The 26,020-nt window shown below is 66.7% G+C and carries 32 protein-coding genes; 12 read left to right on the top strand and 20 right to left on the bottom strand.

Annotated features, from left to right (window positions below; all coding sequences use genetic code 11):
• Window positions 1–137: 137 nt before the first annotated feature.
• The gene (locus tag ACGLHS_RS06095; protein WP_394477770.1) at window positions 138–776 is read right to left on the bottom strand and encodes a response regulator transcription factor; all 639 of its coding nucleotides are present in this window, start codon (window positions 774–776) and stop codon (window positions 138–140) included.
• Window positions 773–2,269: a sensor histidine kinase gene (locus tag ACGLHS_RS06090; protein ID WP_394477768.1), complete on the bottom strand. Its 1,497-nt coding sequence runs from the start codon at window positions 2,267–2,269 to the stop codon at window positions 773–775. The genes ACGLHS_RS06095 and ACGLHS_RS06090 overlap by 4 nt, the downstream gene beginning before the upstream one ends.
• Before the next feature lie 62 nt (window positions 2,270–2,331).
• Between ACGLHS_RS06090 and ACGLHS_RS06085 the strand changes: the two genes are divergently transcribed.
• A complete protein-coding gene (locus tag ACGLHS_RS06085) occupies window positions 2,332–3,417 on the top strand; it encodes a DUF72 domain-containing protein (RefSeq protein ID WP_394477766.1) in 1,086 nt (361 codons plus the stop codon).
• A gap of 78 nt (window positions 3,418–3,495) precedes the next feature.
• A complete protein-coding gene (locus ACGLHS_RS06080; protein ID WP_394477764.1) occupies window positions 3,496–4,026 on the top strand; it encodes a DinB family protein in 531 nt (176 codons plus the stop codon).
• A gap of 12 nt (window positions 4,027–4,038) precedes the next feature.
• Here the strand turns inward: ACGLHS_RS06080 and ACGLHS_RS06075 are convergent, their stop codons facing one another.
• The 7 genes from ACGLHS_RS06075 to ACGLHS_RS06045 all read right to left on the bottom strand — a co-directional run bounded on the left by ACGLHS_RS06075 (window position 4,039) and on the right by ACGLHS_RS06045 (window position 9,078).
• On the bottom strand, window positions 4,039–4,524 hold the full coding sequence (locus tag ACGLHS_RS06075) for a RidA family protein (RefSeq protein WP_093239607.1): 486 nt from the start codon (window positions 4,522–4,524) through the stop codon (window positions 4,039–4,041).
• A gap of 104 nt (window positions 4,525–4,628) precedes the next feature.
• Window positions 4,629–4,949 carry a non-heme iron oxygenase ferredoxin subunit gene (locus ACGLHS_RS06070; protein ID WP_394477762.1) on the bottom strand — a complete coding sequence of 107 codons (321 nt, stop codon included), beginning with the start codon at window positions 4,947–4,949 and terminating at the stop codon, window positions 4,629–4,631.
• A gap of 16 nt (window positions 4,950–4,965) precedes the next feature.
• Entirely contained in the window at window positions 4,966–5,940 is a 975-nt protein-coding gene (locus tag ACGLHS_RS06065; protein WP_394477759.1) for a Bug family tripartite tricarboxylate transporter substrate binding protein, read from the bottom strand.
• Window positions 5,937–6,305 carry a chorismate mutase gene (locus tag ACGLHS_RS06060; RefSeq protein WP_394477757.1) on the bottom strand — a complete coding sequence of 123 codons (369 nt, stop codon included), beginning with the start codon at window positions 6,303–6,305 and terminating at the stop codon, window positions 5,937–5,939. The genes ACGLHS_RS06065 and ACGLHS_RS06060 overlap by 4 nt, the downstream gene beginning before the upstream one ends.
• A 3-nt stretch (window positions 6,306–6,308) precedes the next feature.
• Window positions 6,309–6,788, bottom strand: coding sequence for an aromatic-ring-hydroxylating dioxygenase subunit beta (locus tag ACGLHS_RS06055; RefSeq protein WP_394477755.1), 480 nt, complete (start codon window positions 6,786–6,788; stop codon window positions 6,309–6,311).
• Window positions 6,785–8,044 carry an aromatic ring-hydroxylating dioxygenase subunit alpha gene (locus ACGLHS_RS06050; protein WP_394477753.1) on the bottom strand — a complete coding sequence of 420 codons (1,260 nt, stop codon included), beginning with the start codon at window positions 8,042–8,044 and terminating at the stop codon, window positions 6,785–6,787. Before ACGLHS_RS06050 ends, ACGLHS_RS06055 begins: the two co-directional genes overlap by 4 nt.
• Before the next feature lie 44 nt (window positions 8,045–8,088).
• Window positions 8,089–9,078 carry a 2Fe-2S iron-sulfur cluster-binding protein gene (locus ACGLHS_RS06045; RefSeq protein ID WP_394477751.1) on the bottom strand — a complete coding sequence of 330 codons (990 nt, stop codon included), beginning with the start codon at window positions 9,076–9,078 and terminating at the stop codon, window positions 8,089–8,091.
• 128 nt (window positions 9,079–9,206) lie between these two features.
• Here ACGLHS_RS06045 and ACGLHS_RS06040 point away from each other — a divergent pair, with 128 nt between their 5' ends.
• A complete protein-coding gene (locus ACGLHS_RS06040) occupies window positions 9,207–10,121 on the top strand; it encodes a LysR family transcriptional regulator (RefSeq protein WP_394477749.1) in 915 nt (304 codons plus the stop codon).
• On the opposite strand, the gene ACGLHS_RS06035 is transcribed toward ACGLHS_RS06040, so the two are convergent.
• Window positions 10,118–10,651 (bottom strand): endonuclease V, encoded by a 534-nt coding sequence (locus tag ACGLHS_RS06035; RefSeq protein ID WP_394477747.1) that lies wholly within the window; start codon window positions 10,649–10,651, stop codon window positions 10,118–10,120. The two genes, ACGLHS_RS06040 and ACGLHS_RS06035, sit on opposite strands and share 4 nt — an antisense overlap.
• A gap of 1 nt (window position 10,652) precedes the next feature.
• Entirely contained in the window at window positions 10,653–11,285 is a 633-nt protein-coding gene (locus ACGLHS_RS06030; protein ID WP_394477745.1) for a 2'-5' RNA ligase family protein, read from the bottom strand.
• 157 nt (window positions 11,286–11,442) lie between these two features.
• Here ACGLHS_RS06030 and ACGLHS_RS06025 point away from each other — a divergent pair, with 157 nt between their 5' ends.
• Entirely contained in the window at window positions 11,443–12,051 is a 609-nt protein-coding gene (locus ACGLHS_RS06025; protein ID WP_394477743.1) for a porin family protein, read from the top strand.
• A gap of 102 nt (window positions 12,052–12,153) precedes the next feature.
• Here the strand turns inward: ACGLHS_RS06025 and ACGLHS_RS06020 are convergent, their stop codons facing one another.
• Window positions 12,154–13,077: a LysR family transcriptional regulator gene (locus ACGLHS_RS06020; RefSeq protein ID WP_394477741.1), complete on the bottom strand. Its 924-nt coding sequence runs from the start codon at window positions 13,075–13,077 to the stop codon at window positions 12,154–12,156.
• A gap of 116 nt (window positions 13,078–13,193) precedes the next feature.
• Here ACGLHS_RS06020 and ACGLHS_RS06015 point away from each other — a divergent pair, with 116 nt between their 5' ends.
• The gene (locus ACGLHS_RS06015) at window positions 13,194–14,618 is read left to right on the top strand and encodes an aldehyde dehydrogenase family protein (protein ID WP_394477739.1); all 1,425 of its coding nucleotides are present in this window, start codon (window positions 13,194–13,196) and stop codon (window positions 14,616–14,618) included.
• Between the two features lie 66 nt (window positions 14,619–14,684).
• Here the strand turns inward: ACGLHS_RS06015 and ACGLHS_RS06010 are convergent, their stop codons facing one another.
• From ACGLHS_RS06010 to guaB, 5 genes are all read right to left on the bottom strand, one after another.
• Window positions 14,685–14,882, bottom strand: a complete 198-nt coding sequence (locus ACGLHS_RS06010) for a hypothetical protein (protein WP_394477737.1) — start codon at window positions 14,880–14,882, stop codon at window positions 14,685–14,687.
• A gap of 318 nt (window positions 14,883–15,200) precedes the next feature.
• Window positions 15,201–16,817: a glutamine-hydrolyzing GMP synthase gene (gene guaA / locus ACGLHS_RS06005; RefSeq protein WP_093239588.1), complete on the bottom strand. Its 1,617-nt coding sequence runs from the start codon at window positions 16,815–16,817 to the stop codon at window positions 15,201–15,203.
• Between the two features lie 11 nt (window positions 16,818–16,828).
• Window positions 16,829–17,248 (bottom strand): type II toxin-antitoxin system VapC family toxin, encoded by a 420-nt coding sequence (locus ACGLHS_RS06000; protein WP_093239586.1) that lies wholly within the window; start codon window positions 17,246–17,248, stop codon window positions 16,829–16,831.
• Window positions 17,249–17,259: 11 nt separating this feature from the next.
• The gene (locus ACGLHS_RS05995; protein ID WP_394477734.1) at window positions 17,260–17,508 is read right to left on the bottom strand and encodes a type II toxin-antitoxin system Phd/YefM family antitoxin; all 249 of its coding nucleotides are present in this window, start codon (window positions 17,506–17,508) and stop codon (window positions 17,260–17,262) included.
• A gap of 164 nt (window positions 17,509–17,672) precedes the next feature.
• Window positions 17,673–19,142, bottom strand: coding sequence for an IMP dehydrogenase (gene guaB / locus ACGLHS_RS05990; RefSeq protein ID WP_093239583.1), 1,470 nt, complete (start codon window positions 19,140–19,142; stop codon window positions 17,673–17,675).
• A gap of 128 nt (window positions 19,143–19,270) precedes the next feature.
• Here guaB and ACGLHS_RS05985 point away from each other — a divergent pair, with 128 nt between their 5' ends.
• Complete coding sequence (locus ACGLHS_RS05985) at window positions 19,271–19,804, top strand: DUF4124 domain-containing protein (RefSeq protein ID WP_394477731.1); 534 nt, start codon at window positions 19,271–19,273, stop codon at window positions 19,802–19,804.
• An 18-nt stretch (window positions 19,805–19,822) separates the two neighbouring features.
• Here the strand turns inward: ACGLHS_RS05985 and ACGLHS_RS05980 are convergent, their stop codons facing one another.
• Together ACGLHS_RS05980 and ACGLHS_RS05975 are read right to left on the bottom strand one after the other, a co-directional pair.
• Window positions 19,823–20,158: an RnfH family protein gene (locus ACGLHS_RS05980; protein ID WP_394477729.1), complete on the bottom strand. Its 336-nt coding sequence runs from the start codon at window positions 20,156–20,158 to the stop codon at window positions 19,823–19,825.
• 3 nt (window positions 20,159–20,161) lie between these two features.
• Window positions 20,162–20,608, bottom strand: coding sequence for a type II toxin-antitoxin system RatA family toxin (locus tag ACGLHS_RS05975; RefSeq protein WP_394477727.1), 447 nt, complete (start codon window positions 20,606–20,608; stop codon window positions 20,162–20,164).
• 63 nt (window positions 20,609–20,671) lie between these two features.
• Here ACGLHS_RS05975 and smpB point away from each other — a divergent pair, with 63 nt between their 5' ends.
• The 6 genes from smpB to ACGLHS_RS05945 all read left to right on the top strand — a co-directional run bounded on the left by smpB (window position 20,672) and on the right by ACGLHS_RS05945 (window position 25,062).
• A complete protein-coding gene (gene smpB, locus ACGLHS_RS05970) occupies window positions 20,672–21,148 on the top strand; it encodes an SsrA-binding protein SmpB (protein ID WP_093239577.1) in 477 nt (158 codons plus the stop codon).
• Between the two features lie 99 nt (window positions 21,149–21,247).
• Window positions 21,248–21,628, top strand: coding sequence for a hypothetical protein (locus ACGLHS_RS05965; protein WP_394477724.1), 381 nt, complete (start codon window positions 21,248–21,250; stop codon window positions 21,626–21,628).
• 34 nt (window positions 21,629–21,662) lie between these two features.
• Window positions 21,663–22,178: an RNA polymerase sigma factor gene (locus ACGLHS_RS05960; RefSeq protein ID WP_394477722.1), complete on the top strand. Its 516-nt coding sequence runs from the start codon at window positions 21,663–21,665 to the stop codon at window positions 22,176–22,178.
• Between the two features lie 16 nt (window positions 22,179–22,194).
• Window positions 22,195–23,016: an anti-sigma factor family protein gene (locus ACGLHS_RS05955; RefSeq protein ID WP_394477720.1), complete on the top strand. Its 822-nt coding sequence runs from the start codon at window positions 22,195–22,197 to the stop codon at window positions 23,014–23,016.
• A 73-nt stretch (window positions 23,017–23,089) separates the two neighbouring features.
• The gene (locus tag ACGLHS_RS05950) at window positions 23,090–23,482 is read left to right on the top strand and encodes an ATP-binding protein (RefSeq protein WP_093239571.1); all 393 of its coding nucleotides are present in this window, start codon (window positions 23,090–23,092) and stop codon (window positions 23,480–23,482) included.
• Window positions 23,483–23,583: 101 nt separating this feature from the next.
• Entirely contained in the window at window positions 23,584–25,062 is a 1,479-nt protein-coding gene (locus tag ACGLHS_RS05945; protein ID WP_394477717.1) for a hypothetical protein, read from the top strand.
• A 24-nt stretch (window positions 25,063–25,086) separates the two neighbouring features.
• On the opposite strand, the gene ACGLHS_RS05940 is transcribed toward ACGLHS_RS05945, so the two are convergent.
• A complete protein-coding gene (locus ACGLHS_RS05940) occupies window positions 25,087–26,004 on the bottom strand; it encodes a DMT family transporter (protein ID WP_093241577.1) in 918 nt (305 codons plus the stop codon).
• Between the last annotated feature and the right edge of the window lie 16 nt (window positions 26,005–26,020).

Below are 26,020 nucleotides of genomic sequence, written 5' to 3'. Positions count from 1 at the left end.
TTCTCCAGTGGATGCGGGGTGAGTGCGCCGGCTGTTGCCGACCGCTGCGCCACTGTAGAAAACGCCACGCCCGAAGGCCATTCGTACGGCTACGCGCGGCGCTCCGTAGTTCTACGGAGCGCGCCCTGCCCCGCCGTTCAGGCCTTGCTGTCGACCAGCACCGCGTAGCGCCGGATCAGTTGCGCCAGCGAGTCGCAATCGAGCTTGGCGAACAGATTGGCGCGGTGCGTCTCGACCGTGCGCGGCGACAGCGCCAATGTGCGCGCGATCTCCTTGTTGGTCAGGCCCTGCACGATGAAGGCCAGCACCTCGCGCTCGCGCTCCGACAGTTGCGCGACCTGCTCGCGCGCGGCGTTGTCGGCCTGCGAGCGCTCGCGCGTGCGCACATGCGCGCGCACGGCCTGCTGCAAGGCTTCGAGCAGTTGCTCGTCGTCCACCGGTTTTTCGAGGAACTCGGCCGCGCCGGCCTTGAAGGCACGGCGGCACATCTCGACCGTGCCGTGGCCCGTGAGCATGATCACGGGCTGGTCGACGCCCTGCGCCATCAAGCGGTCGAGCACCGTGAGCCCGCTGATGCCGGGCATGCGCACGTCGAGCACGATGGCGCCTACGCTCGCGCGGTCGAAGCCGTCGATGAAGGCCTGCGGATCGGCCCAGTCCTGCACCCGCAGGCCGACCGTGCCGATCAGCAGTGCAAGGCTTTCGCGCACCGCCTGGTCGTCGTCGATCAGGTGGATGAGCGGCGACAGCGGCTGATGGGTGCCGGGCGTGCTCACGACGGGCGCTCCGGGGAAGACGCCGGCGCGACCAGCGGCAGCAGCAAGGTGAAGCGCGCGCCGCGCGGCGTGGCATTGGCCGCGCCCAGGCTGCCGCCCATGCCGCTGGCCAGCGTCTCGCTGAGGCTCAGGCCGAGGCCCAGCCCGCCTTCGCGCGTGCTGAAGAAGGGCTCGAACAGGCGCGGCAAGGCTTCGGGTGCGATGCCGCGTCCGTTGTCGGTCACGGTCAGCACGCCCTCTTGCCCGTTGCGGCCGACGGACACCACCAGGCGCCGCTCGGCCGCCGGCACGAGGTCGAGCGCCTGCAGCGCATTCATCAGCAGGTTGTGCACGATCTGCTCCAGTGCCACGGCCTCGGCCTGCACGCGCACGGGCGCCTGCGCCGTCGCATCGAACTGGGCGGTGATGGCATGCCGGGCGAACTCGGGCGCCAGCAGGTGCATCGCGCTGCGCACCACGTCCTGCAGCACCAGCGGCTTCACTTCGCCGCCGGCCTCGGGCCGTTCGATCACGCGGCGCAGGCGCCCCACCACGCCGGCTGCGCGGCGCGCCTGTTCGACGGCCTGCCCCATCGCGTCGCGAGCAATAGCAAGGTCGGGCGGATCGTCGTCGAGCAGGCGGCGCGCGGCCTGTGCATTGGCCAGCACGGCGGTAAGCGGCTGATTGAGTTCATGCGCCAGACCCGCCGACAGCTCACCCAGCGCGTTGAGCCGCGCAACCTGCCCGAGCCGCAACAGTTCTTCGGCCCTGCGGCGTGCGATGCGCTGGCGTTGCGCAGCCCACAGGCCGGCCAGCAGCAGCGCCATCGCCACCGCCCAGCCACCGATGCCGCGCCACGGCAACTCGCCCCAGCCCACATCGCGCTCGGCCACGAGGTCGAAAGGCTGGCTCGGTGACGCCAGCGCCTTGGTCAGGCTGAAGTGCCAGCCGCCCGCCGAAGGCCGGCCCGGTTGCAGCACCAGTTGCTGCCCGTCGCGCTGCAGGCTCAGGCGCACGGGGCTTTGCTGCGGGTCCATCGGCCAGTCGCGCCACGGCACCGAACCGGCAAGATCGATTTCGAGTGCATAGCTGAAGGGCGTGGCGCCCATCACGAGCTGGTAGCGGCCATGCGTCAGGTCGAGCGCGGCCAGTTCGGCGCGACGCTGGCTGCGCGACCGTGCCTCGGCCGCGGCCAATGCGCCGGCCTGCTTTTCGTCGGGCCAGGCCTCGTCGCGCTCGCGCCGCTGCACGCGCAGGATCGACGAGTACACGGACGGCAGGCGCTGCTCGGGGTGGTCTGCATTGGTGCTGGGCTCCAGCAAGGCGAGCGTGGCCAGCACGGCGTCGTACTGCACCACTTGCTGGCTCATCAGGCGATGGGCGATGCGCGCGTCGGTCTCGAAGTCGTCGTGCACCTGGGCCAGTTGGGCACGCGCCAGCCACACCGCACCGACGGCCGTGAGGACCAGCCAGGCCAGCCACCAACCACCCTGCGTACGCAACCACTGTTTCATGGCGCGGATTGTGCCCGGCGCTGCGGGCCGGTTCGATGTTGGCCGAGAATGCGGCCCCAGACATGAGTGAAGTGCAGGACTCCCTTTTTCCCGATCTTCCGCGCCCGCAAGAGGTGCCCGCGGCATCGCCGCCCGCCGGCCCGGAAGCCGGAGCCGAACCGCCCGCAAGGAAGAAATCGCGCGCCGCCACCGTCGAGCCCGCGCCGACCGATCCGGCGCTGGTCGAGCTGGCCGCCGCGCTTCCGCCTCGGTTGCGGCTTGGCACCTCGTCGTGGAGCTACCCCGGCTGGGCGAACCTCGTGTGGGACGGCGAATACGCCGAGACCGTGCTGTCGAAAAACGGCCTGTCGGCGCTGGCCAAGCACCCGCTGTTTCGCACCGTGAGCCTGGACCGCAACTTCTACCGCGCCCTTACCGCGAGCCAGTACGCGCGCTACGCGGCCATGGTGCCCGACGACTTCCGCTTCGTGGTCAAAGCACCGAGCCTGGTGACCGACGCCACCGTGCGCGACGAAAGCGGTCGCGGCATGCAGGCCAACCCGGTGTTCCTGAGCAGCGAGATCGCGCGGCAGGAGTTCGTGCTGCCCGCGCTCGAAGGGCTGGGCCATCGCATCGGCGTGCTGGTGTTCCAGCTGAGCCCGATCCCCGGGCATCTGCTGGCCGACCAGCCCGCGCTGCTCGGGCGCATCGCCGCCATGCTCGAGTCACTGCCCGACCTGACGTCCGTCGCGCCCGATGCGGTGATTGCTGTCGAAGTACGCGATCCGCAACTGCTGTGCCCCGCCTTCGCCGACATGCTGCGCAGCGTGCGCGCCACCTTCTGCATGGGCCTGCACGCCAAGATGCCGCCCATCGAAGACCAGTTGCCGATGCTGCGCGCGCTCTGGCCCGGCCCACTGGTGTGCCGCTGGAACCTGCACCGCCGCCACGGCCGCTTCGGATATGAAGACGCGGAAAAGCTCTACGGCCCGTTCGACAAGGTGATCGATCCCGATCCGGAAACGCGTGCGGCACTGGCCAAGGTGATCGTCGGCACCACCCGTGCGGGGCAGAACGCCTTCGTCACCGTGAGCAACAACGCCGAAGGCTGCGCGCCGCTGACCATTGCGCAGCTGGCGCGCGACATCGTGAGCCTGCCACCGCGTTAGTCGGGCTCTGGCAGGGGGTAGACAGGGAATCCTATTCACGTAGCATGACCTTCCCTCGATCCAAAGGACACCCCTGTCATGAGCGCGCCGGCATTGCTTCGCACCCTCTTCAACTACCAGGCATGGGCCCACGATGAGCTGCTGGATCGAATGGAAGCCTTCGACCCTGCAGTGCATGCAGATGCGCGGCACGCGGCCATCCGGCTCGTCAACCACTGCCTCGTGGTGAACCAGATATTCGCGGCCCATCTCGTCGGCAGGAAGCACGACTTTTCCGCCGACAACACCGAGCACACGCCAACGCTGAAAGACCTGCGCAAGGCGGTGACGGCCCTGGACCGCTGGTACCTCGACTACCTGGAAACGATGACGCCCGAGCTGCTGGCCGAGCGCGTGCCCTTCGTCTTCACCGATGGCGACAAGGGCTTCATGTCACGCGAAGAAATGCTGGCCCATGTCGCCACCCATGGTGGCTACCACCGGGGCGAGGTCGGGCGACTCATGAGGCAGCAGTCTCTTCCGCTGCCGTGGGACACCTTCGCGGTGTACCTGCACCAGGCGGAGCCTTCGCGCCGCCTGCAAGGGGCGGAGACAGCGCAGGCCGCCTAGGCGCCCGGCGCCTCAGGCCTTCGCGGCCACCGTCATCTCGACCTCGACCGTGGCGTTCTTCGGCAACGCATAGACACCGACCGCCGTGCGCACGTGCACGCCGGCATCGCCGAACACACGGTGCAGCAGGTCGGACGCCGCATCGGCCACCTCGCTCTGCTGCGTGAAGTCCGCCGTGCACTGCACGAACACGCCGACGCGCAGCACCTTCTCGACCGCATCGAGCGAACCCAGCGCGCGCCGCAGCAGCGCCAGGCTGCGCAGCGCGCAGATCTGCGCACCCTCTTGCGCCTTGGCCAGCGACACCTGGTCTCCGACGCGGCCAGTGACGACCACCGTGGTGCCCACGCGCGGCACCTGTCCGCTCAGGTAGACCGTGCGGCCGTCGCGCACGAGGGGCACGTAGTGCCCGCCCGCAATGATGTCGCCCTCGAAACTGTGGCCCAGTTCCGAGGCGATGAGGTCGGCGATCTGGTCGCGGCTTTGCACTGTCGTCATATGGCTTCCATGAAAGGGAGCGTCATTGTCGCCACCGGCCCTGCCGGAAAACAGATACAGATCGTGCCGGCCCGATGCGGAACAGATCGTGCGGCCTTCGCCTTTCAGGCCTCGAAGGCGAGGAAGACGCGGCCGCCCTCGATCTTCACCGGGTAGCTGCGCAGGTCTTCGGTCAGCGGCGCGCACATCGCCTTGCCACTGCGCACGTCGAAGCGCCCCTGGTGCAGCGGGCACTCGATCTCGTGGCCCTCCAGGAAGCCGTCGCACAGCCGGGCATGGCCGTGCGTGCAGATGTTGTCGGTCGCGTGGATGCCGTCTTCGGTGCCGTACAGGGCGATGTCCCTGCCCTGCACCTCGATGCCGACGACGTCGTCGGCGGGAACGTCATCGACCGCCGCGGCGTCGACCCAGGTCATCGTGCTCATGTTCTTTGTCCTTCGCTCAGTTGTCGGCCTTGATGCCCGCGCGTTCGATCACCGGCTTCCAGCGGCGCAGTTCCTCGCCCATGAACTTGCCCAGCGCTTCGGGCGTGCTGCCCACGCCATCGAAGTACGCGGTGTGCAGGCGCTTCTGGGTTTCCGGGTCTTTCAGCACCGCCGCGATCTCGCGGCTCATGCGCTGCACGATCTCGGGCGAGGTGCCCTTGGGCGCCATGTAGGCGAACCACGGCACGGCCTGGATGTCGGGCAAGCCCGATTCGCGCAGCGTGGGCAGATCGGGCAGCAGCGCCGAGCGCTCGGCCGAGGTGACGGCCAGCGCCTTCAGGCGCCCGGCCTTGGCCTGCGGCATCACCGTGACGGGCGGCAGGCAGGCGTACTGCACGTCGCCCTGGATGATGGCCGTGACCGCCTGCCCCGACGACGCATACGGAATGTGCACCGCGAACGACTGGGTCTTCAGCTTGATCAGCTCCACGCCCAGGTGCGAGATCGATCCGTTGCCGGTCGATGCGAAGTTGTACTTGCCGGGGTTCTGCTTCATCGCCGCCAGCCAGCCCTTGACCGAATCGACGTTCATCGAATTCGACACCACGCAGACATTGGGCGTGGTCGCGGCGAGCGACACCGGCACCAGGTCCTTGAACGGGTCGTAGGGCAGGTTCTTGTAGAGGATGGTGTTGTAGACCAGCGGCGCATTCACCGACAGCAGAAAGGTGTAGCCGTCGGGCGAGGCCTTCGAGACCTGGTCGGTGCCGGTGTTGCCACCGGCGCCGGGCTTGTTGTCCACGATCAGCGGCTGGCCGATGCGGGCCGAGAGCTTGTCGTTGACGATGCGCGCCAGGATGTCGGGCGACGAGCCGGCCGCGAACGGCACGACGATGCGCACGGGGCGCTGCGGCCATTCCTGTTGCGCGTGGGCGCCGGCCACAGCGAAGAGCGCGGCGACGGCAAGAGGCAGCATGCGGACCGCGCTCATGGCCTGGCCTCCACATCGACCATGCCCAAATGGTCCTGCTGCTCGCGTGCGATGAAGCCCGCGATGAGTACGCGATAGGCCGCCTCGACCACCTCCGGGTAGGCGCCCTCCCTCTCGGCCAGCGCCCGCACCTTGTCGATCACCTCCTGCTGGCGCTGCGGTGCCGACACCTGGAAGGCATCGCGCTTGAAGCGCGCGGCGTCTTTCACATAGCGGCCGCGTTCGGCCAGCAACGCGACGATCTTGCGGTCGAGCGCATCGATGTTCTCGCGCACCTCGGCGAGGTTGCTGCACAGCGGCTTGTAGGTGGGGTCGACAAAGCGCCGCAATGGCGCACCGTGGGTCTCTGGTTCTTTTTCTTGCATGGCTCAGATGGGATAGATGATGGAGTTCGGGATCATTTCGCTGTCGAAGACGCACAGGCGCGAAGCGAACTTCAGGCCCTCGGGCGTCGGCACGACCTTGTCGATGTAGCGGCCGACATTGAACACGGTGGACGGCCCGTCGAGCTTGGTGCGGAACACCGCGTAGTTGGCCTCGCTGTGGATCGCGCCATCGGCGTCCACCGAATGCACCACCGGCAGGCTGACCACATGGCGCTGGTAGTACGGGTCGTGGAACAGCGTCTCCTGGATGCCGTAGACGCGGTCTTCGAGCATGCCCCGGCTCTCGAAGGACAGCGTGGCCAGCGGCAGGTTGCGCTCGTGGTTCTCGCGCGGCTGCAGCCGGTAGCTGCATTGCTCGATGAAGAACGCGGGCCACAGGTCCCACTTGCCGGAATCCACCGCGTGGGCATAGGCCGCGTACAGGCTGGCCAGTTCGAGATAGGCGTTGGCGTCGAGCTTCATGCCGCCTCCATCACTTCGCGCCAGTAGCGGTACATGCCGCGAATCAGCGTCTCGGTCACCATGTGGTCGGTGTTCTCGACCTCGCGCCCGCCCAGTTCGGCGAGCGTGCGGTGATAGGGCTTCTGTTCGAAGCCTTCCTGCGAGAACTCGATCACCTCGCCGTCGTCGGCCGACACGAAGCCGGCCGGCCCGAACAGGTTGGCCTGGCGCAGGCGGCGCTGCGTCATTTCTTCGGTGTCGTCCTCGAAGCCGAAATGCGTCCAGACGAAATCGAAGGCGTCGTGGCCCACCGGCTGGATGTGCCGCGTCGACACGCTGTTGACCTGCTGCTGCAGGATCAGGCTGGGGAACAGCGTCATCATCACGGCGGTCGGTCCGCCCCACCAGGGCTCGGGCACGATGTCGAGAAAGCGCGGGTCCTTGAGCTGCATACTTTCCTTGAAGCTCGACACCTGCGTCACCTGCGCGGCCTTGCCCGCGCTGCCACGCGTGGAAATCATGGCGGCGTGGCGGCCGCGCGCATCCATCTTCAGCTCCGACTTGTTGTCGGCGCGCCAGAGGCCGAAGGTCACGAACCACGTATGCAGCAGGCCCGGGTGGTACGGGTCCTTGATGTTCTCCTGCATCAGCTTCCAGTTGCCCGGAATGCGCTGGCGGCTGTAGCCGAGGATGGTGAGCTTGCGGCCATCGAACAGGCGGTCGAAATAGTGAAGGATGTCGGGCCCGAGGAAGTCTTCGAACGATTCGATCCCGTGGTCGAACGACGCGAACACCACGCCGCCGCGCGACGCGACCCTGAGCTTGTTCAGGCCGTGGTCTTCGGTCCTGAAGTCGGCCGGCATGCCGCCGTGCACCTTGCCGTCCTGCTTGACGCCACGGCGAAATGGCACGCCCTGCAGGTCGCCCTTGAGCGTGTAGTTCCACTGGTGGTACGGGCAGACGAACTCTTTCTTGTTGCCGTGGCGCTCGCGGCAGAACTGCATGCCGCGATGCGCGCAGACGTTCTCGAAGACATGGATCTCGCCCGCTTCGTCGCGCGACAGGATGACCGAGCGCTCGCCGATGGTCGTGCGCTTGAAGTCACCCGGGTTCGGTATCTCGGCTTCGAGGCCGACATAGCACCAGTGCTTTTCATAGAAGAAGCGCTGCAGCTCCTTCTTGTGCAGCGCCTCGTCGGTGTAGGCCATGAAGGGGATGCGGCTGGTCTTGTCGCTCTCCCATCGCAGCTCGATGGGGAACACGGCTTGCGTGGTCATCGCGGGTCTCCTTTTCTTGTCGGTCGGTCTCTTCTGTCTGTTCTTCAGGTGCCTTGCAGGTAGAAGGCATCGGCATGGGTCTGCTCGGGCGCAAGGCCCCGGGCGCGCACCAGCTGGGTCACGGCCTCGACCATCGGCGGCGAGCCGCAGAGGTAGGCGCGCCAGCCGTCGAGCTTGCCCGGCCAGTCGGCGCGGATCGCATCGGTGATGAGGCCCAGCCGCTGGTTGTCGCGCGCGGGGCCCGTGACGACCACCACGTGCACGTCGAGGCCGGGGTGCTGCGACTGCAGCTCGTGCAGTTCCTGCAGGCCGTAGACGTCCGCATCGGAGCGCACGCCGAGGTACAGGTGGATCGGCTGCGTCAGCCCTGCCGCGATGGCGCCGCGCACGATGGAAAGAATCGGCGCCAGCCCGGTGCCGCCCGCGGCGCAGAGCATGGGGCCGCGATGCTTGGTGCGCAGGTAGGCGGTGCCGAGCGGGCCGCTCACCCGCACCGAATCACCCACGCGCAGTTGCTCGAAGATGTGCGCCGTGACGCGGCCGCCCGGCACCCTGCGCACATGGAATTCAAGCTCCGCATCGCGGCTGAGGCCCGCCATCGAATACGGCCGTGCCAGGTCGGGCGCGAACTGCAGCTGCGCGTACTGGCCCGGAGAAAACTCCAGCGGCTTGTTCGGCTTGAGCCGCAGGCGGCGGATGTCGTGCGTGAGCACATCGATGCCGATGACCGTCGCCTTCAGGATGCGCGCCGGATGCACCACAACCTCATCGGGCTCGGGAATTTCGATGGCGCAGCTTTCGGTCAGCGTGCTCTGGCAAGCCAGCACGTAGCGCTCGCCCTGCCCGTCCGGCCGGATCGCGTCCTGCCCGCCGTCGAGCACCTGGCCCGACACCACCTTGCAGCGGCAGGTGCCGCAGCGCCCCGACATGCAGCTGTACGACACCGGCACATGGTGCTCGCGCAGCACTTCGAGCAGGTTCGCGCCGGGGCGGACCTCGAGGGTGCGGGCAAGGGGGTGAATGTGCAGGTCCATCGTCGGGCTCTCTTTGCGCCGGCGTCGTGGCCGGCTTGTCTCTGGGAGCGGATGATGCGCGGCCGATGCAGATTGACCAATAGAATTCGGTGAATCCTCTCCATCACTGGCATGAATAAAGGTTTGCCATGCAGCTCAAGGACATCGACCTCAATCTGCTGCTGGTGTTCGACCGCATGCTGGCCGAGAAGCGCGTGTCGGCGGTGGCCGAATCGCTCGGGCTTTCGCAGCCTGCCATCAGCAACGCGCTGGCGCGCCTGCGCAAGCTGCTGGGCGACGAGTTGTTCCTGCGCACCGCGCGCGGCATGGAGCCCACGCCCTTCGCGCTGCAACTGGCCGAGCCGGTGGCCTATGCCATGGGCGCGCTGCACACGGCGCTCAACCAGCAGGTGGTGTTCGACCCTGCCACCAGCACGCGCAGCTTTACCCTCGCCATGACCGACATCGGCGAGATCTACTTCACGCCCAGGCTGATGGAAGCGCTGTCGCTCGCGGCGCCGGGCGTGACGATCAGCACGCTGCGCAACAACACCTCGACCAACCTGCGCGACGAGCTGGAGGCCGGCCACGTCGATATCGCCATCGGCCTTCTGCCACAGCTCAAGGCGGGCGTGTTCCAGCGGCGGCTGTTCCTGCAGCGCTACGTGTGCCTGTTCTCGGGCGCGCATCCGCTGGCGCGCAAGCGCAGCGTGTCGCTCAAGGACTTCAGCGCGGCCGACCACGTGCAGGTGCAGGCGGCAGGCACGGGCCACGGCAAGGCCGACGACGTGATGGCCGCGCAGGGCATCCACCGCCGCATCCGGCTGCGCGTGCCGCACTTCGTGGCCATCGGCCACATCCTGCATTCGAGCGGAATGATCGCCACGGTGCCCGAGCGGCTGGCGCAGAGCATCGCCGAGCCCTTCGGGCTGGTGTGGCGCCCTCACCCGGTGGCGCTGCCGCAGATCGCGATCAACCTGTTCTGGCACGCGAAGGTGCACCGCGACCCGGGCAACCAGTGGCTGCGCGGGTTGCTGTTCGACAACTTCGCGGACGGCGGTTAGCCCTCGGGACGGGGAAGCTCCGGCATCGCCGATTGGCGTGCGAGTTGGTCGACCGCGCGCAGCAGCGTTGGCACGCGGTACGGGCCATGCATGCGGCGCACCTCCTGCGCGGCGAGCGCCACGTCGATCCCGACGGCGGTCACGAACAACGGCGATCCGCTCTCGCCGCGCCGCACCTCGATTGCATCGCTCGCGCTGCGGTAGGCGGTCTTGGCGACACCGATGACGGGCACCTTGCGCCCCAGCGCCTCATACAGATGCGCGCCCAGCCCCGGGTGGCCCTGCCCCAGCGTCGCGTAGCCATCGACGATGACTATGTCGGCCGCCGGCCCTTCGTGCAGCACGCCGAGCAGGCACGGCAATTCGCGGCGATAGAACTCGCCGGGCTCGTACGCGGCGACCTCGCCGAAGCCGGCGATGGCCTGCGTTTCTTCATGCGTCGCGGCCCACCCACGGAACCAGACGCCGGCGGCCACTGCCGTGTCGGCGCGGTAGTCCACGTCGAGGCAAACCAGCAGCGGCTCGCTCACGTCAGGCCTCCACGGGGTTCGGCGCGGCCGGCCATTGCGCCAGGATCTCGTGGATGCCCTGGCCCACATGGCTGTCGATCAATGCCAGGGAACCGGCGCGCCACCGGACCGGCTGGTCGGTCGCGTGCTGCTCGAGCTTGCGGCGCGCATAAGCCAGCGTCATGTGCGGCGTGAAGGCGCGTGTCGGCTTGAAGCCCGCGTCCGCCAGTGCTTCGCCCAGCCGCTGCCTGTATTGCGCAAGCGCGCCCGTCCCTTCGTTGCCGCACAGGACGAGCGCGCCCTTCGCATAGCTCATTGCCCGGTCGAACTCGATGTCGAAGGCCGGTGCTTGAAGCGTCGCTGCGGCGGCTCGCGCGAGCGCCACCTTGTCTTGCGGCACCGCCGCGTACTCACCCAGGTCGTGCAGCGTGACATGCAGGCGCGGCGCATCGACCAGCGTGGCTTTGAGCACATGGCGCGAGTCCATCAATGCGCCCAGCGCCGCGATGGATGCGGCGTCTTCGGGACTCGGGAGGATGGCGAAGAAGAGCGCGTGCGGCAGCGCTTCCTTGCGCTGCGGCTTGTTGTTTTTTCGGCTGCGCGGCAGAGGCCGCGGCGGGGGATCGATACCGGGAAGAAGAAGCTGTTCGGACATCCCTCGATCATCGCGCATGGCCGGCAACATTCATGAGACCTTCAGCAAGCGTCAAGCTCGCCTTCAGCTTGGAATTTGAGAATTGTCGAGCGCTGACGGCATGGCTCTTCATGCGGTCAGTCGATCGATTTCAACGACTCCAACCAGGAATTTCATCTTGACGAAAACGCAAGCCTGCACCGTCCTCGCAGCCCTCATCCTCGGCACCGCTTCCATCGGCGCCTACGCGGCCGGCCCCAACCAGGACACCGGCCTGTACGTGGGCGGCGCCATCGGCCGCTCGAGCTACAGCCTGTCGGGCACGAACAGCATTCCCGTGCCGTGGGGCGGCGAAAAGAACAGCAAGTCCGGCACCGCCTACAAGTTCTACGGCGGCTATCGGCTGACGGAAACCTTCGGCGTGGAAGTGGGCTATGCGCGCCTGGGCCGCGTGAGCCAATGGACCGCGGTGAACGGCATCTCGAGCCACCAGGGTGGCACCGGCAGCGCCTTCTATGCGGCCGCCACGGCCCGCCTGCCGCTCGGCGATTCCTTCGCCCTCAACGGCCGCCTGGGCCTTGCACGCGGCAGCGTCTCCGGTGGCGACAAGTGGGCGCCGAGCTACCAGCGCATCTCGGGCAATTCCACCGGCGTGATGGCGGGCTTCGGCGCCGAATACCGCGTGACGCAGAACCTGTCGGTGACGGCGGACTACGACTACTTTGGCAAGGTGTCGAAGCAGGCCAAGGGCGGCATGTTCTCGGTGGGTCTGAAGGCGAACTTCTAAGCCTTCAATTTTGGCAATGACACGCGCCGTCATCGGTTGGTGACGGCGCGTTGTCGCGTCTCTCGTGCGAGAGTCCGAATCGGTTCTTTCGGGGTCCTGCGCCTAGCCACCGCTGCGATCTGCCTGAGCGCCTCGCAACGGCGCTCCGGCCAGGCCCAGTTCATGAACAAGGCTGATGAGCGCACGCAGCCGCGCCGGCACGAAGCGATGGCCTGAGTAGTACAGCCTCAGCCCGCCGAACGACTGGCACCACGGCATCAGCACCGGGACCAACGCGCCGGTCTTCAGCTCTTCTTCGATGAACCACTCGGAGATGAAGCCGATACCCAGCCCGAGCAGCACCGCCTTCTTGATGGCCGGCAGTTCGTTGAGCGCCAGGCGCACGGGCAGGTCCATTTGCAGCTTCTGGGCGCCTTTTTCCAGCTCCCAGTGATAGATGCCGCCGTGCGACATGCGCATGCCGATGCTCTGGTGCTGGAGCAGATCGCGCGGGTGCCTGGGCGTGCCGTGGCGCTTCAGGTACTCGGGCGTTGCCACCACGCGCATGCGGATGTCGCGCGAGAGCGGCACGGCGATCATGTCTTGCGGCACGGATTCGGCAAGGCGGATGCCCGCATCGAAGCCTTCGGCCACGATGTCGATCATGCGCGACTCGCTCACGATGTCGATGCGTATTTCGGGATAGCGCTGCGCGTACTGCAGAAAGAGCGGCTCCAGCAGCAAGGATGCCGCGCCCTGCGGCGCGTTGATGCGCAGCGTGCCGCTGGGCACGTCGACACCGGTGCCGGCCTCTTCGCCCGCGCTCTGGATTTCGGCCAGGGCCGGGGCGATCCGCTCCATGTAGCGGCGTCCGGCGTCGGTGAGCGCCACGCTGCGCGTCGAGCGGTTGAACAGCCGCACCTTCAGGCGTGCCTCCAGCCCGGCCACGGCGCTGCTCACGGCGGTGGTGGACATGCCCAGCTCCTGCGCTGCGCCGCGAAAGCTGTTGCGGCGCGCGACGGCCAGCACCACTTCCAGTTCGGTCATTCCTGTTCTGTGCATGGATTGTTCTGAATTTAGGGATACCTCATAAGCCACAAGACGGCTTATCAGAACAATAAACCATTCCTAGACTTCGCTCCATCAACCCCTACGGAGCCACCATGCAACGCATTGAACACATCTACATCAACGGCGAATTCGTCACGCCGCACGGCAAGGAATGGTTCGACCTGCACAACCCGAGTACCGAGGAAGTCATCGGCCAGGTCCGGCTGGGCGATGCGCAAGACGCGCAGCGCGCCATCGCGGCGGCGCAGGCCGCATTCCCGGCCTGGTCGCGCACCACGCGCAAGGAGCGCATTGCGGCCCTGCAACGCATGCACCGGGCCGTGGCCGCGCGCAAGGACGCGCTGATGGAAGCTGTACTGCTGGAATACGGTGCCCCTTCGGTGCGCGGACTCTGGATGGCAACCTACCCTGCCGACGTGATTGCCCAGGCCATCGCGGCGCTGGAGTCCTACGCGTTCGAGGAACAGGCCGGCGCGGCCAAGGTCATCCAGACACCCGTGGGCGTCGCGGGCCTGATCACGCCATGGAACAGCAATGCGGGCTTCATCTGCAACAAGCTGGCCACCGCGCTGGCGGCCGGTTGCACCGTCGTCATCAAGCCCAGCGAGATGAGCGCGCTGCAGACGCAGATCGTGGCCGAAGCGCTGCACGAAGCCGGCCTGCCCCCGGGCGTATTCAACATCGTCAACGGCCGCGGCGAAGTGGTCGGCGAGGAGATTGCGCGCAATCCCGGCATCGCCAAGATCTCATTCACGGGCTCCTCAGCAGTGGGCCAGCACCTGGTGACCACGGGCGCCGCCACGATGAAGCGCGTGACGCTGGAGCTGGGCGGCAAGTCACCCACCGTGGTGCTCGACGACGCGGACTTCGCCGCGGTCATGCCACTGGTGCTCCAGGCAGGGTTCATGAACAGCGGCCAGGCCTGCATTGCGGGTACGCGCATCCTGGTGCCACGCAGCCGGCTGGCCGAGTTCGAGCAGGTGGCGAAAGAGGCGGTCTCGCACATCCAGTCCGGCGACCCGCGTCAGGCCGACACCGACATCGGCCCGATGGTGAGCAAGAAGCAATGGGAGCGCGTGCAGAGCTACATCCGCCTCGGGCAGGAAGAAGGTGCGACCTTGCTGGCAGGTGGTGAAGGCCGCCCCGATGGCCTGGATGCCGGATGGTTCGTGAAGCCCACGCTCTTTACCCGTGCCAACAACCAGATGCGCATCGCGCGCGAGGAAATCTTCGGCCCCGTGTTGACCATCATCCCTTACGAGGACGAAGCCGATGCGATCGCCATCGCCAACGACACGCACTATGGCCTGAGCGCCCTGGTGCTGGGCACAGACCCGGAAAGCTGCGAACGCGTGGCGCGCCAGATCGATGCGGGCCGTGTGCTCGTCAACACCCTGGCCCACGAGCCAAGCGCGCCCTTCGGCGGCTTCAAGCATTCGGGACTGGGGCGCGAGATGGGCCGCTGGGGCATGAACGCGTACCTGGAACCCAAGACACTGCTGATGAGTGCGGGCTGAAGCTTCGGGGAGCTCTTGTCCAGATAGCGCGGCCGGTTCTTTGTCGACCCGGCCGAGATCGTCGGATCAGGCAGGCTGATCCGGGCTGGTGCCGTCGCCTTCGATCTTTTCGTCGAGCTTTTCCTTGACGAGTTCGACGCCCTTGTAGCCCGCCACGGCGGCAGCCGCCTCGCCCAGGAGCGAAGCATTCGGATCGACCTTCTTCAGGCCCTCGACTGCAACGACTGCGCCAGCGACTTCTTCCAGTGTGTTCAGAATGCCCATGATGTGCTCCAGCTTGAGTTGAAACCAAGGTAAATGTGAGTTCGGCGAACCCACGCAGAAAAGCGCAAAGCGTCGAGGCCGTTCAATGGCCCATGTATCGAGCGCGATGTCGAAGATGGTGGGCGCGAATACTGATTCGTGACTGACTTCGAATGACGAGGCAGTGCGCTTAGCTGCAAACGTCTCGATGCTTACCTGTTTCTCTGGCTGGCTGGCTCGCTGGCAACGGCCATCGATAACTGCCGTGACGCTTTTTACGGATCAACACGTCACGTCAGTTTTTCTCGATGGCTGGCGATGTCCCCGAGGGACGGCAACTCACTCCCACTCGATCGTCGCCGGCGGCTTGCTCGACACGTCGTAGGTCACGCGGTTGATGCCGCGCACTTCGTTGATGATGCGGCCCGACACCTTCTTGAGCAGCGCGTAGGGCAACTCGGCCCAGTCGGCGGTCATGAAGTCGCTGGTCTGCACGGCGCGCAGCGCGACGACGTAGTCGTACGTGCGGCCATCGCCCATCACGCCCACGCTCTTCACGGGCAGGAACACAGTGAAGGCCTGGCTCGTGAGGTCGTACCAGGTCTTGCCGGTCTCGTCCTTGAAGTTGCGCAGCTCCTCGATGAAGATCGCGTCGGCGCGGCGCAGCAGGTCGGCGTATTCCTTCTTCACTTCGCCCAGGATGCGCACGCCCAGGCCCGGGCCGGGGAACGGATGGCGATACACCATCTCGGGCGGCAGGCCGAGCGCCACGCCCAGTTCGCGCACTTCGTCCTTGAACAGGTCGCGCAGCGGCTCGAGCAGCTTCAGGCCGAGCTGCTCGGGCAGGCCGCCTACGTTGTGGTGGCTCTTGATGGTGACGGCCTTCTTGCTCTTGGCACCGCCCGACTCGATGACGTCAGGGTAGATCGTGCCCTGCGCCAGGAAGGTCGCGCCCTTGTGGCCGCCGTCGCCGGCCTTGAGCTTCGCGGCTTCCTGCTTGAACACGGTGACGAACTCGCCACCGATGATCTTGCGCTTGGCTTCGGGGTCGCTCACGCCGGCGAGCTTGCCGAGGAACAGCTCGCTCGCATCGACGCGGATCACCTTCGCGTGCAGCTTGCCTTCGAACATCTCCATGACCATGTCGCCTTCGTTCAGGCGCAGCAGGCCGTGGTCGACGAACACGCAGGTCAGCTGGTCGCCGATGGCGCGGTGGATGAGCGCGGCAGCCACGCTCGAATCGACGCCACCCGAAAGGCCGAGGATGACTTCTTCATCGCCCACCTGCTCGCGGATCTTCTGCACCGCTTCGGCGATGTGGTCGCGCATGACCCAGTCGGGCTTGGCGTTGCAGATGCCGAGCACGAAGCGCTCGAGGATCGCCTTGCCCTGCACCGTGTGCGTGACTTCGGGATGGAACTGCACCGCGTAGTAGCGGCGCGCCTCGTCGGCCATGCCGGCGATGGGGCAGCTGTCGGTGCTGGCCATGAGCTTGAAGCCCGGCGGCAGTTCGGTGACCTTGTCGCCGTGGCTCATCCACACGTTGAGCATGCCGTGGCCTTCGGGCGTGGTGAAGTCGGCGATGTCCTTCAGCAGCGCGGTGTGGCCATGGGCACGCACGGCCGCGAAGCCGAACTCGCGCTTGTGGCCGCCTTCGACCTTGCCGCCGAGCTGGTGCGCCATGGTCTGCATGCCGTAGCAGATGCCGAGCACGGGAATGCCGAGATCGAACACGGCCTGCGGGCACTTGTCGGTGGTTTCCTCGTACACGCTGGCGTGGCTGCCCGAAAGGATCACGCCCTTGAGGTGGCCGTCGGCGGCGTATTCGCGCACCCATTCGTCGGTGACGTCGCAGGGATGGACTTCGCTGAGCACGTGGGCTTCGCGCACGCGGCGTGCGATCAGCTGGGTGACTTGCGAGCCGAAATCGAGGATGAGGATCTTGTCGTGTTGCATGGCGAAAGGACTCAGAGCGTTGAAATGTCGAACAGCTTGACGCCCGCCTGGGGCGCGGCCTTGATGAGGTGCTCGTCGAAGGTGGCGAGCGGGAGATTGAGCGACTTGGCGAGCCAGAGATAACCCGCGTCGTAGAGCGACACGCCGGCGTCGATGGCCACGGCCAGCACGGCCTTGTGCTGCGCCGGTGCAAGCTCGTGCAGCTCGACGCGGTGGCGGATGGCATCGAGCACGCTCCACAGTCCTTCGACCGCGGACGACGGAATGCGGCCGCTGCGCACGCCATTGGCAAGAATGTTGGCGCACTCCCATTGCCAGGCATTGGGCGCTTGCGGCTCGACCTCGTCGCGGCGAATGGCGGCGTAGAGCTTGCGGGTGTGTTCGCTGGCCTGGTCGGGCAGCAGCCAAGCGGCGGTGACGGAAGCGTCCATGACGAAGGCTGTCACGATTGGCGCCCCTCGTCGAGCAATGCACGCACCGAAAGGCCCGGCCGGATGGTGGCGTGGAGCGCGTCGATCTGGCCGAGTTCGCGCTCGATCTGCTCGTCGGTGATGACCGGCTTGCGGCGCACCGGCAGCATGCGCACGACTTCCTTGCCGTGGCGGGTGATGCGAACCTCCTCCCCCTTTTCGACCGAGTCGATCAGGGCGGAGAAGTTGTTCTTGGCTTCGGCGATGCCGATGGATTGCATTTGGGCCAGAAAATTTGAATCTGGCCTAAATTCTAAACCGAGTCTGGCCTGACTTTCAAGGTCTGGCCAGAATGGGCTTCAGGCCGGCGCCGGGCCGCCCCAAAGCGGCCTGCGCCCCCTCGGGGGCAGCGCCCCACACGCAGTGGGGGCGCGTGGGGCCCTGTTTACTCAGCGCGGTAGTTCGGCGCTTCCTTCGTGATCTGCACGTCGTGCACGTGGCTTTCGCGAATGCCGGCCGTGGTGATCTCGACGAACTCGGCCCTGTTCTGCATGTCCTCGATGGTCGCGCAGCCGCAGTAGCCCATGCTGGCGCGCACGCCGCCGGCCATCTGGTAGACGATGGAGACGATCGAGCCCTTGTAGGGCACGCGGCCTTCGATGCCTTCGGGCACCAGCTTGTCGGTGTTGGGATTGCCGGTGGTCGATTCCTGGAAGTACCGGTCGGCACTGCCCTGCTGCATCGCGCCGATGGAGCCCATGCCGCGATAGCTCTTGTAGCTGCGGCCCTGGTACAGCACGATTTCGCCTGGCGCCTCTTCGGTGCCGGCGAACATGCTGCCCATCATCACGGTGCTGGCACCGGCGGCAATCGCCTTGGCGATGTCGCCCGAGTAGCGCACGCCGCCATCGGAGATCAGCGGAACGCCCGTGCCCTGCAGCGCGGTGGCAACGCTGTCGACCGCCATGATCTGCGGCACGCCCACGCCGGCCACGATGCGGGTGGTGCAGATCGAGCCGGGGCCGATACCGACCTTGACCGCATCGGCGCCCACGTCGGCCAGCGCGCGCGCTGCGTCGCCGGTGGCGATGTTGCCGCCGATCACGTCGACCTGCGGGTAGTTCTTCTTGACCCAGCGCACGCGCTCGATCACGCCGGCGCTGTGGCCGTGCGCGGTGTCGACCACGATGGCGTCGACGCCAGCCCTGACGAGCGCTTCGACGCGCTCTTCGGTGCCGTCACCCACGCCGACCGCCGCGCCCACGCGCAGGCGGCCGCTGGCGTCGCGTGCTGCATTGGGGAAGCTGGTCTGCTTGGTGATGTCCTTGACGGTGATCAGGCCCTTGAGCTCCCAGTCGCTGTTGATGACCAGCAGGCGCTCGAGCTTGTACTTGTTCAGCAACGCCTTGGCTTCGGCCAGCGTGGTGCCGTCGGGCACGGTGATGAGCTTCTCGCGCTGGGTCATGATTTCGCTGACCGGCACGTCGTAGCGGTTTTCGAAGCGCAGGTCGCGCCCCGTCACGATGCCGACAACCTTGCCGCCATCGACCACCGGGAAGCCCGAGATGCCGAGCTGGTCCGACAGTGCCATCACCTGGCGCACCGAGTGCGTCGGCGTGATCACCACCGGATCGCGCAGCACGCCCGATTCATAACGCTTCACGCGGGCCACTTCGGCGGCCTGCTGTTGCGCGGTGAGGTTCTTGTGAACGATCCCGATGCCGCCCTCTTGCGCAATGGCAATTGCGAGGCGGGCTTCAGTCACGGTGTCCATGGCCGCCGAGACGAGCGGCAGGTTCAGCGTGATGTTGCGGGAGAACTTGGTGGCGAGGGAGGTGTCCTTGGGCAGGACCTGGGAGAACGCTGGCACCAACAACACGTCGTCGAAGGTGAGCGCTTTGCCGAGAAGGCGCATGGGTGAAGCTCCAAAAGACGGATTGTAACGAGGGGGCCGGCCAGTTCGCTGGCGCGGGACTTTCAGGACCGTTGCAAAAGCGCCCAATCCGGATGTTGCAAAAAGTAAGGCCCCGCTAAACTTCGGGGATGAAATTCGTGCACTGGCTGCTATTGGGATGTGTTGTTGCGATGCCGCTCTCCGCGAGCGCGCAATGGCAATGGATCGACAAGAACGGAAAGAAGGTCTTCAGCGACCAGGCCCCGCCGCCTGACGTTCCCGAAAAGAACATCCTGCGCCGCGCAGGCTCGCCACCGCCGGCGCGTGCAACCTTCGATGCATCCGGCGGCGAGGCCCCGGCGGCCGATGCCGCTGGCACTGCACCAGCCAAGGCACGCGAAAACGCGGCGGCGCCCAAGCCCAGCGGGGTCGACAAGGACCTAGAAGAGAAAACCAAGAAGGCCGAAGCCGAGCAAAAGGCCAAGGAAGCCGCGGAAGCCGCCAAGCTCGCCAAGGCCAAGGCCGACAACTGCGCACTCGCCCGCCAAGGCAAGGCGACGGTCGACAGCGGCATCCGCATCGCGAAGGTCAATGCACAGGGCGAGCGCGAGATCATGGACGACACGGCCCGTGCCGCAGAGCAGAAGCGCCTGCAATCCGTGATCGACAGCGACTGCAAATAGCCTTCGACGGAGGGGCCGTCAGTACCCTGCCTTGCCACCCTTGCGGCGATTCGCAAAAAGCCCCGTGCCCCGCGCGCCCTGCCGCTGAAAGCGTTCGCGGCGCGCCACTTTCGGATCGACCTTGAGGGGGCGGCACAGCTCGATGCGGTCGCCGTCCTTCAACGCCTGGTCCCATTCGACCGCGCGGCCCCAGATGCCCGGCGTCATCGCATGGCGCCAATCCAGCGCCGGAAAACGTGAGGCCAGCCCGCTGGCCTGCACTGCGTCTGCCAGCGTCGCTCCGGGTGCGAGCCGCAGGACCTGCTCGAACACCTCGCGCGCCGCGGGCGAGCAACTCAGCGTGACCTCGATCATCGATCAGGTCGCGCCGTAGACCTGCTCGGCGCGCTTGACGAAGGCTTCGACCAAGCTGGACGCGATGGTGTCGAACACCGGTCCCACGAGCGCCTGCAGCGCGAAGTTGCTGAAGCCGTAGCTCATGTGCAGTTCGACGCGGCAGGCCCGTTCGCCCTGCTCGCCGACAGGCACGAACTTCCAGGTGCCATCGAGGTTGGAGAACGGCCCATCGACCAGTTTCAATTGCACCTCGCGCCCCGGAACGTGGGTGTTGCGGGTGGTGAAGCTCTGGTGGAATCCGCCGAAGGACAGGCCGACTTCGGCCGTCATGCCGGCCTCGTCCTGCTCGATGATCCGCGACTTGTCGCACCACGGAAGAAACTGCGGATACTTCGCCACGTCGGTGACGAGCGCATACATCTCTTCGGCGCTGTACCAGATGAGGACGGACTTGTTGACTGTTTTCATAGAATCGGTGCAGCGTGCGCGACGGATTGTATTGAAGCCATGCAGCCCCAACATTCCCGAGTCATGGCCACAAAGAAACAAGATACCTCCTCCCGCATCGCCGACAACAAGAAGGCCGCGTACAACTATTTCTTCGAAGAACGCTTCGAGGCCGGCATGGTCCTCGAAGGCTGGGAGGTCAAGTCCCTGCGCGAAGGCAAAGTGCAGCTCACCGACGGCTACGTGGTGATCCGCGACGGCGAACTGTATGTCGTGGGCTTGCAGATCAACCCGCTCAAGAGCGCGTCGACCCACGTGAACCCCGACTCGGTCCGCACCAAGAAACTGCTGTTGCACAAGGAAGAGATCAAGCGGCTGATGGGCAAGGTCGAGCAGAAGGGCTACACGCTGGTGCCGCTCAACCTGCACTGGAAAGCCGGCAAGGTGAAATGCGAGATCGCGTTGGCCAAGGGCAAGGCCGAGCACGACAAGCGCGACACCATCAAGGATCGCGAAGGCAAGCGCGAAGTCGAGCGCGCGATGAAGAGCCGCAACCGCTAGATCTTTTTTTTCGCGGGCCATGGAATAAAAGGCCGGCCGCGGGCGTTTGTGCAGTTGTCATCGGATCGCCGATGCCAACCCTCACACAGGAGTCTTTCCATGTCGCCTTTCCGTGCTTCTTCCATCGGCCTTGCCACCCTTCTGCTGGGCAGCGCCTTCGCACTCCCCGCATTCGCCCAGCCCAAGCCCACCGACGGCGCGCTGGTCGGCCCCAACGGCATGACGCTCTACACCTTCGACAAGGACACGGCCGGCAACGGCAAGTCGGTCTGTAACGGAGGCTGCGCGACCAACTGGCCGCCCTTCATGGCCGCCGACAGCGACAAGCCCGCCGGCGACTTCACCATCGTCACCCGCGACGACGGCAAGAAGCAATGGGCCGCCAAGGGCTGGCCGCTCTACTACTGGGTCAAGGACACCAAGCCGGGCGACAAGACTGGCGACGGCGTCAATGGCACCTGGAAGATCGCCAAGCCCTGAGCGACGATCAACTGCGCACCCACCTCGCCTGCCCATGGACGCCCGCCTTTTGGCCGAGCACATCCCGAGCCTGCGCCGCTATGCACGGGCGCTCACGGGCGACGCGTGGGCGGCCGATGACCTGGTGCAAGACACGCTCGAGCGCGCCTGCAGCAAATGGCGGCTCTGGGTCGCGGGCAGCGACCTGCGCGCATGGCTCTTCACCGTCATGCACAACACCTTCGCGAGCCAGGTGCGGCGCAGGCCGCCGCCGCACAGCGTGGTGCCGCTCGACGACGTGACGCAGGAGTTGCGCGGCGGCGTCGACCCGGGCCGCGATCAGGGCACAGGCCTCGACCTGCAGCGCTGCCTGATGCAGTTGCCCGAAGAGCAGCGCGCCGTGCTACTGCTCGTCACGCTCGAAGACCTGTCGTATGCCGAAGTGGCCAAGGTGCTGGGCATTCCCGCCGGCACCGTGATGTCGCGCCTCTCGCGGGCCCGTGTCCGGCTGCAGGAGCTGATGGACGGCGCTTCCGCGCCCGTTCGCCCCGGCCTGCGCCGCCTCAAATGAAAACCGCCGCCATCCCATGAACCGCCCCGCTCCACCCCCTACCGACGACGAACTGCACGCCTGGGTCGATGGCCAGTTGCCCGCGGACCGGCATGGCGCGGTCGAAGACGCGTTGGCGCGCGACCCCGCCATCGCCGCCAAGGTGGCGGCGTGGCACACCCAGCGCGATGCCTTGCGGCGGCTGCATGGCGAGCTGCTCGACGCGCCCGTTCCCGCGTCGCTGGCCCACACGCTCGATCGCCAATTGCCCCGGCATGCCCGGCACGGCGCCTGGTTGCGCTGGGGTGGCATGGCCGCCGGCCTGCTGGTCGCCTTTGCCGCCGGATGGCTCGGCAATGCCCAGTGGTCCGCCGCGCCGCGTGCCGGCGCCCAACTGGTGCGCGCCCCGGCCGTGCGCGAGTTCGTGCACGACGCATCGGTCGCACACGCCGTCTATGCGCCGGAGAAGAGGCACCCTGTGGAGGTGGCAGCCAGCGAGCAGCAGCATTTGGTGCAGTGGCTTTCCAAGCGCCTCGACCGGCCGCTCAAGGTGCCGGACCTGTCGACCCAGGGCTACCTGCTGGTCGGTGGCCGCCTGTTGCCCGGAGAAACCGGCGCGCGTGCGCAATTCATGTTCGAGAACGCCGCCGGCGAGCGCGTCACGCTCTACATCGGCACCCTCGACGCTCAGGCCGCGGGCGCCACCGCTTCGCGCGAGACCGCCTTCCGTTTCGCCTCCGAAGGGCCGGTGCCCAGCTTCTACTGGGTCGACCAGGGCTTCGGCTACGCCATCGCCGGCAAGCTGCCGCGAGAAGTTTTGCTCAAACTGGCGACGCTGGCCTACCGCGATTTGTCTTAGCAACCGCATAAACTGCCGGCTCGCGCAATCACCTGGCTTGTTTTCGCGATTTATCAACTGAAGGAGAAACTGCATGAAATTGCTCAGCGCCTCGATCCTCGCTGCGGCTTTGCTCGCCGGCTGCGGCGGCATGTCCCAGACCGCCAGCGCGCCCGACGCGCCCACCCGCACCGCCGACGGCGTGCTGGTCGGCCCCAACGGCATGACGCTCTACACCTTCGCCAAGGACACCGCGGGCGCCGGCACCTCCGCCTGCAACGCCCAGTGCGCCGCCAACTGGCCCGCGCTCGGCGTGGCCGACACCGCCAAGCCCATGGGCGGCTACACCATCATCATTCGTGAAGATGGCAAGCGCCAGTGGGCCTACAAGGGCTGGCCCCTGTACTACTGGTCGAAAGACGCCAAGGCTGGTGACCGCACCGGCGACGGCGTGGCCAACGGCGCCTGGAAGGTTGCCCGTCCCTGATCCCCTGCGGATCTGAAGAAAAAACGCCGGCATCCGCCGGCGTTTTTTTTGTCCGCTTTTCCTGGCAAGGCAGTCGATGGCACCCACGGCAGAATCCCCGCATGACTTCTGACGCCAACCCGGATGCGTTCCTGGCCCTGCTGACGCAGAGCCTGATCACCGACGCGCAGCACGACGCCGTGCTGGCCCATCCCGAGACCACCGCCCTGCCCCCGCTTCCAAGCCCGGCCCACGCCCTGGCATGGATGCGCATGCGAGGCCTGGTCACTGAAGAGCAGCAGGACGCGGCGCTCGAAAAGCTCGAGGCCGCCACGCCCCCCGACCCCAATCTGGACGACGCGGAAAGCACGGCCTTCGACGCCGACGATCTCGTCGAGTTGGCTGGGCGCGGCATCACGCACGAGGCCATCGAATCGCTCTACAAGGATGGGCTCATCGACGCCGAGATGCGCGACGAGGCGTTGCAGCAAACGCCCATCTTGAGCACCGTGCCCGCAGCGCCCGCCATCGCGCTGGCCTGGCTGGTGACCGAGGGCCTTCTCGAAAAAGAAGACTACGAGGCCACCCGTGCCCAGGTGGCCAACGAGCCGGCCTTTGCCATGGCCGCCGAGCGCCAGCGCATCGTTGCCGAGGCGCAAGTCCTGATCGACGCCGACGAGCAGGCCGTGCGCGCCTGGAGAAACCAGGCGCAACGAACCCGACGGGTCGGTGCATGGAAGTTCATCCTGACCGTGCTGGTCGTGGCGGGCGGGCTCGGCTGGTACATCTTTGCGCCGGCCAGCGTGCCGGCCTGCGACGCAAGCTCCACGCGCAAGACGCTGAACAGCCTGATGATTCGCGCGGCCATGGACGTGCGCATGCGCAACCTCGACCCAAGCAGCCGCTCTTCCATCCAGACGCCTTCGGTCAGCAGCATGCGCGAGGTCGGCTATCGCAAGCCGGAGCGCGTGCGCGGCTGCGTGGCCCTCATGACGCAAGGCGACAGCACCGAATCGATGGCCTACACCATCGGACCCGCATCGCCCAAGGGCGACGAGATGGTGGTGCGGGGTGCGGATGTCGCCATCGTCGAAGCCCGCTTCGGGCATCTCGATGCCGATGGCAAGCCGCTCTACAACGCCGAGCCCATCGGCCGCGAAGCCATGGAGAAGGCGTTTCGCGAAGGCACTGCCCCGCTCAGCATGCGCTCGTCGCCGGCCAGGGAACGCTTGCGCCAGCGCGCCGACTCCGGCCTGCTGACCCGCGACCCCGACCGCTCGCGCGAGATTGCCGAGATCGAACTCACCGGCCCCTGCAAGGCCGTCGAAGGCGGCACAGGCCACGTCTGCCCGCTGGTCATCGAATACAACGACCGCCTGCTCGGCGCCCTCTCGGGCAATGGCGACAACACGATCCCGGTCACCGGTGAATTCACTTTCGTGCAGGACAACGGCAGCTGGCGGATGAGCGACGACTTTGCGCAGACCTTCATGCGCAAGGTGGCCGAGGCCCGGATGAACAGCCTGGGTGTCATGGACGCCGCCATGCCGGCAACGCAGCCCCTTCCGCCGCCGGTTCCTCCGTCGCGCCAGTCGCGGTAGTGCCGCGCCGCATTGCCTGGTGCGCTAGTGCGCGCCCGGCAATGCCGTGTCTGCGGCCGTGGTGCGTCGACTGCGCAGCGCGAGCAGTTCGTTGAACACCAATGCGCCGATGACCAGTGCGCCGCCGGTCAACACGCTGGCCGCCGGCTCCTCGCCCGCGCCGACCCAGGCCAGCGCGATGCCGAAGATCACCTCCAGCAAGGCCAGCAGCGCGACCTCGGGTGCCTTCAGAACCTGGGCACACAGAACCGAGAGAACACAGGGAATGGCGAGCTGGAACACGCCGAGAAAAGCCAGCAGGCCGAGGTCATGTGCGCTCGCCTGGAACGGCCACGCAAAAGGCAGGGTGAACAGCGCGGTGAGCACCGCGCCGATCAGCACCGCGGGCACCAGGTCGATGTCGTGCCCTTTGGCCTGGGCATGCTGAACCACGGTCCAGTTGGCGGCGCCAGCCAGCGGCACGCACAGCGCAACCAACGTGCCGAGCACCGAGGCCCCACCGCCCTGCAGCAGCTGCGTGCCGTACATCCAGCCGATGCCAAGGCCGGCGACCACAATCGCCAGCCAGGTGCGCGTGGGCAGCCGGTGCCCGATGAAGAAGCGGGCCGCGAGCGCGGTAAGCAACGGGCCCAACGACATCGTGACCAGCACGCTGGCCGTGGAAGCCAGCGTGAGCGCAACCATGAAGGCCGTGAACATCACGGCCCAGCAGACACCCGAAATCCAGAGTTCGCGCCCGCCGTTGCGCACTTGCGAGAACACCGCGCGTCCCCGCCAAAGCGGCAAGATCACCAGCAGCGACAGCATCGTGAAGAGGCTGCGCCAGAAGGTGATCTCGAAGCTGTGCGCCTGCGCGAGGTGCCGTGTGACGACGCCCGCCGTGCCCCACATCAGGGTCACGACGACCATCAGCCAGACGGCGCCGCCGTGCGTCAGGCGCATGGCCAATCGCGGGTTG

Origin of the sequence: Variovorax sp. VaC1 (genome assembly GCF_043658315.1) — a bacterium.
Taxonomy (GTDB): domain Bacteria; phylum Pseudomonadota; class Gammaproteobacteria; order Burkholderiales; family Burkholderiaceae_C; genus Variovorax.
The sequence above is the reverse complement of the archived record's forward strand: the minus strand, read 5'-3'. Positions and strand labels throughout refer to the sequence as shown.

Bases quoted from the DNA above. Each gene is read 5' to 3' on its own strand.
- ACGLHS_RS06090 (WP_394477768.1), bottom strand. From the start codon at position 2,269: ATGAAACAGTGGTTGCGTACGCAGGGTGGTTGGTGGCTGGCCTGGCTG.
- ACGLHS_RS06085 (WP_394477766.1), top strand. From the start codon at position 2,332: ATGAGTGAAGTGCAGGACTCCCTTTTTCCCGATCTTCCGCGCCCGCAA.
- ACGLHS_RS06080 (WP_394477764.1), top strand. From the start codon at position 3,496: ATGAGCGCGCCGGCATTGCTTCGCACCCTCTTCAACTACCAGGCATGG.
- ACGLHS_RS06075 (WP_093239607.1), bottom strand. From the start codon at position 4,524: ATGACGACAGTGCAAAGCCGCGACCAGATCGCCGACCTCATCGCCTCG.
- ACGLHS_RS06070 (WP_394477762.1), bottom strand. From the start codon at position 4,949: ATGAGCACGATGACCTGGGTCGACGCCGCGGCGGTCGATGACGTTCCC.
- ACGLHS_RS06065 (WP_394477759.1), bottom strand. From the start codon at position 5,940: ATGAGCGCGGTCCGCATGCTGCCTCTTGCCGTCGCCGCGCTCTTCGCT.
- ACGLHS_RS06060 (WP_394477757.1), bottom strand. From the start codon at position 6,305: ATGCAAGAAAAAGAACCAGAGACCCACGGTGCGCCATTGCGGCGCTTT.
- ACGLHS_RS06055 (WP_394477755.1), bottom strand. From the start codon at position 6,788: ATGAAGCTCGACGCCAACGCCTATCTCGAACTGGCCAGCCTGTACGCG.
- ACGLHS_RS06050 (WP_394477753.1), bottom strand. From the start codon at position 8,044: ATGACCACGCAAGCCGTGTTCCCCATCGAGCTGCGATGGGAGAGCGAC.
- ACGLHS_RS06045 (WP_394477751.1), bottom strand. From the start codon at position 9,078: ATGGACCTGCACATTCACCCCCTTGCCCGCACCCTCGAGGTCCGCCCC.
- ACGLHS_RS06040 (WP_394477749.1), top strand. From the start codon at position 9,207: ATGCAGCTCAAGGACATCGACCTCAATCTGCTGCTGGTGTTCGACCGC.
- ACGLHS_RS06030 (WP_394477745.1), bottom strand. From the start codon at position 11,285: ATGTCCGAACAGCTTCTTCTTCCCGGTATCGATCCCCCGCCGCGGCCT.
- ACGLHS_RS06020 (WP_394477741.1), bottom strand. From the start codon at position 13,077: ATGACCGAACTGGAAGTGGTGCTGGCCGTCGCGCGCCGCAACAGCTTT.
- ACGLHS_RS06015 (WP_394477739.1), top strand. From the start codon at position 13,194: ATGCAACGCATTGAACACATCTACATCAACGGCGAATTCGTCACGCCG.
- ACGLHS_RS06010 (WP_394477737.1), bottom strand. From the start codon at position 14,882: ATGGGCATTCTGAACACACTGGAAGAAGTCGCTGGCGCAGTCGTTGCA.
- guaA (WP_093239588.1), bottom strand. From the start codon at position 16,817: ATGCAACACGACAAGATCCTCATCCTCGATTTCGGCTCGCAAGTCACC.
- ACGLHS_RS06000 (WP_093239586.1), bottom strand. From the start codon at position 17,248: ATGGACGCTTCCGTCACCGCCGCTTGGCTGCTGCCCGACCAGGCCAGC.
- ACGLHS_RS05995 (WP_394477734.1), bottom strand. From the start codon at position 17,508: ATGCAATCCATCGGCATCGCCGAAGCCAAGAACAACTTCTCCGCCCTG.
- guaB (WP_093239583.1), bottom strand. From the start codon at position 19,142: ATGCGCCTTCTCGGCAAAGCGCTCACCTTCGACGACGTGTTGTTGGTG.
- ACGLHS_RS05985 (WP_394477731.1), top strand. From the start codon at position 19,271: ATGAAATTCGTGCACTGGCTGCTATTGGGATGTGTTGTTGCGATGCCG.
- ACGLHS_RS05980 (WP_394477729.1), bottom strand. From the start codon at position 20,158: ATGATCGAGGTCACGCTGAGTTGCTCGCCCGCGGCGCGCGAGGTGTTC.
- ACGLHS_RS05975 (WP_394477727.1), bottom strand. From the start codon at position 20,608: ATGAAAACAGTCAACAAGTCCGTCCTCATCTGGTACAGCGCCGAAGAG.
- smpB (WP_093239577.1), top strand. From the start codon at position 20,672: ATGGCCACAAAGAAACAAGATACCTCCTCCCGCATCGCCGACAACAAG.
- ACGLHS_RS05965 (WP_394477724.1), top strand. From the start codon at position 21,248: ATGTCGCCTTTCCGTGCTTCTTCCATCGGCCTTGCCACCCTTCTGCTG.
- ACGLHS_RS05960 (WP_394477722.1), top strand. From the start codon at position 21,663: ATGGACGCCCGCCTTTTGGCCGAGCACATCCCGAGCCTGCGCCGCTAT.
- ACGLHS_RS05955 (WP_394477720.1), top strand. From the start codon at position 22,195: ATGAACCGCCCCGCTCCACCCCCTACCGACGACGAACTGCACGCCTGG.
- ACGLHS_RS05950 (WP_093239571.1), top strand. From the start codon at position 23,090: ATGAAATTGCTCAGCGCCTCGATCCTCGCTGCGGCTTTGCTCGCCGGC.
- ACGLHS_RS05945 (WP_394477717.1), top strand. From the start codon at position 23,584: ATGACTTCTGACGCCAACCCGGATGCGTTCCTGGCCCTGCTGACGCAG.
- ACGLHS_RS05940 (WP_093241577.1), bottom strand. From the start codon at position 26,004: ATGCGCCTGACGCACGGCGGCGCCGTCTGGCTGATGGTCGTCGTGACC.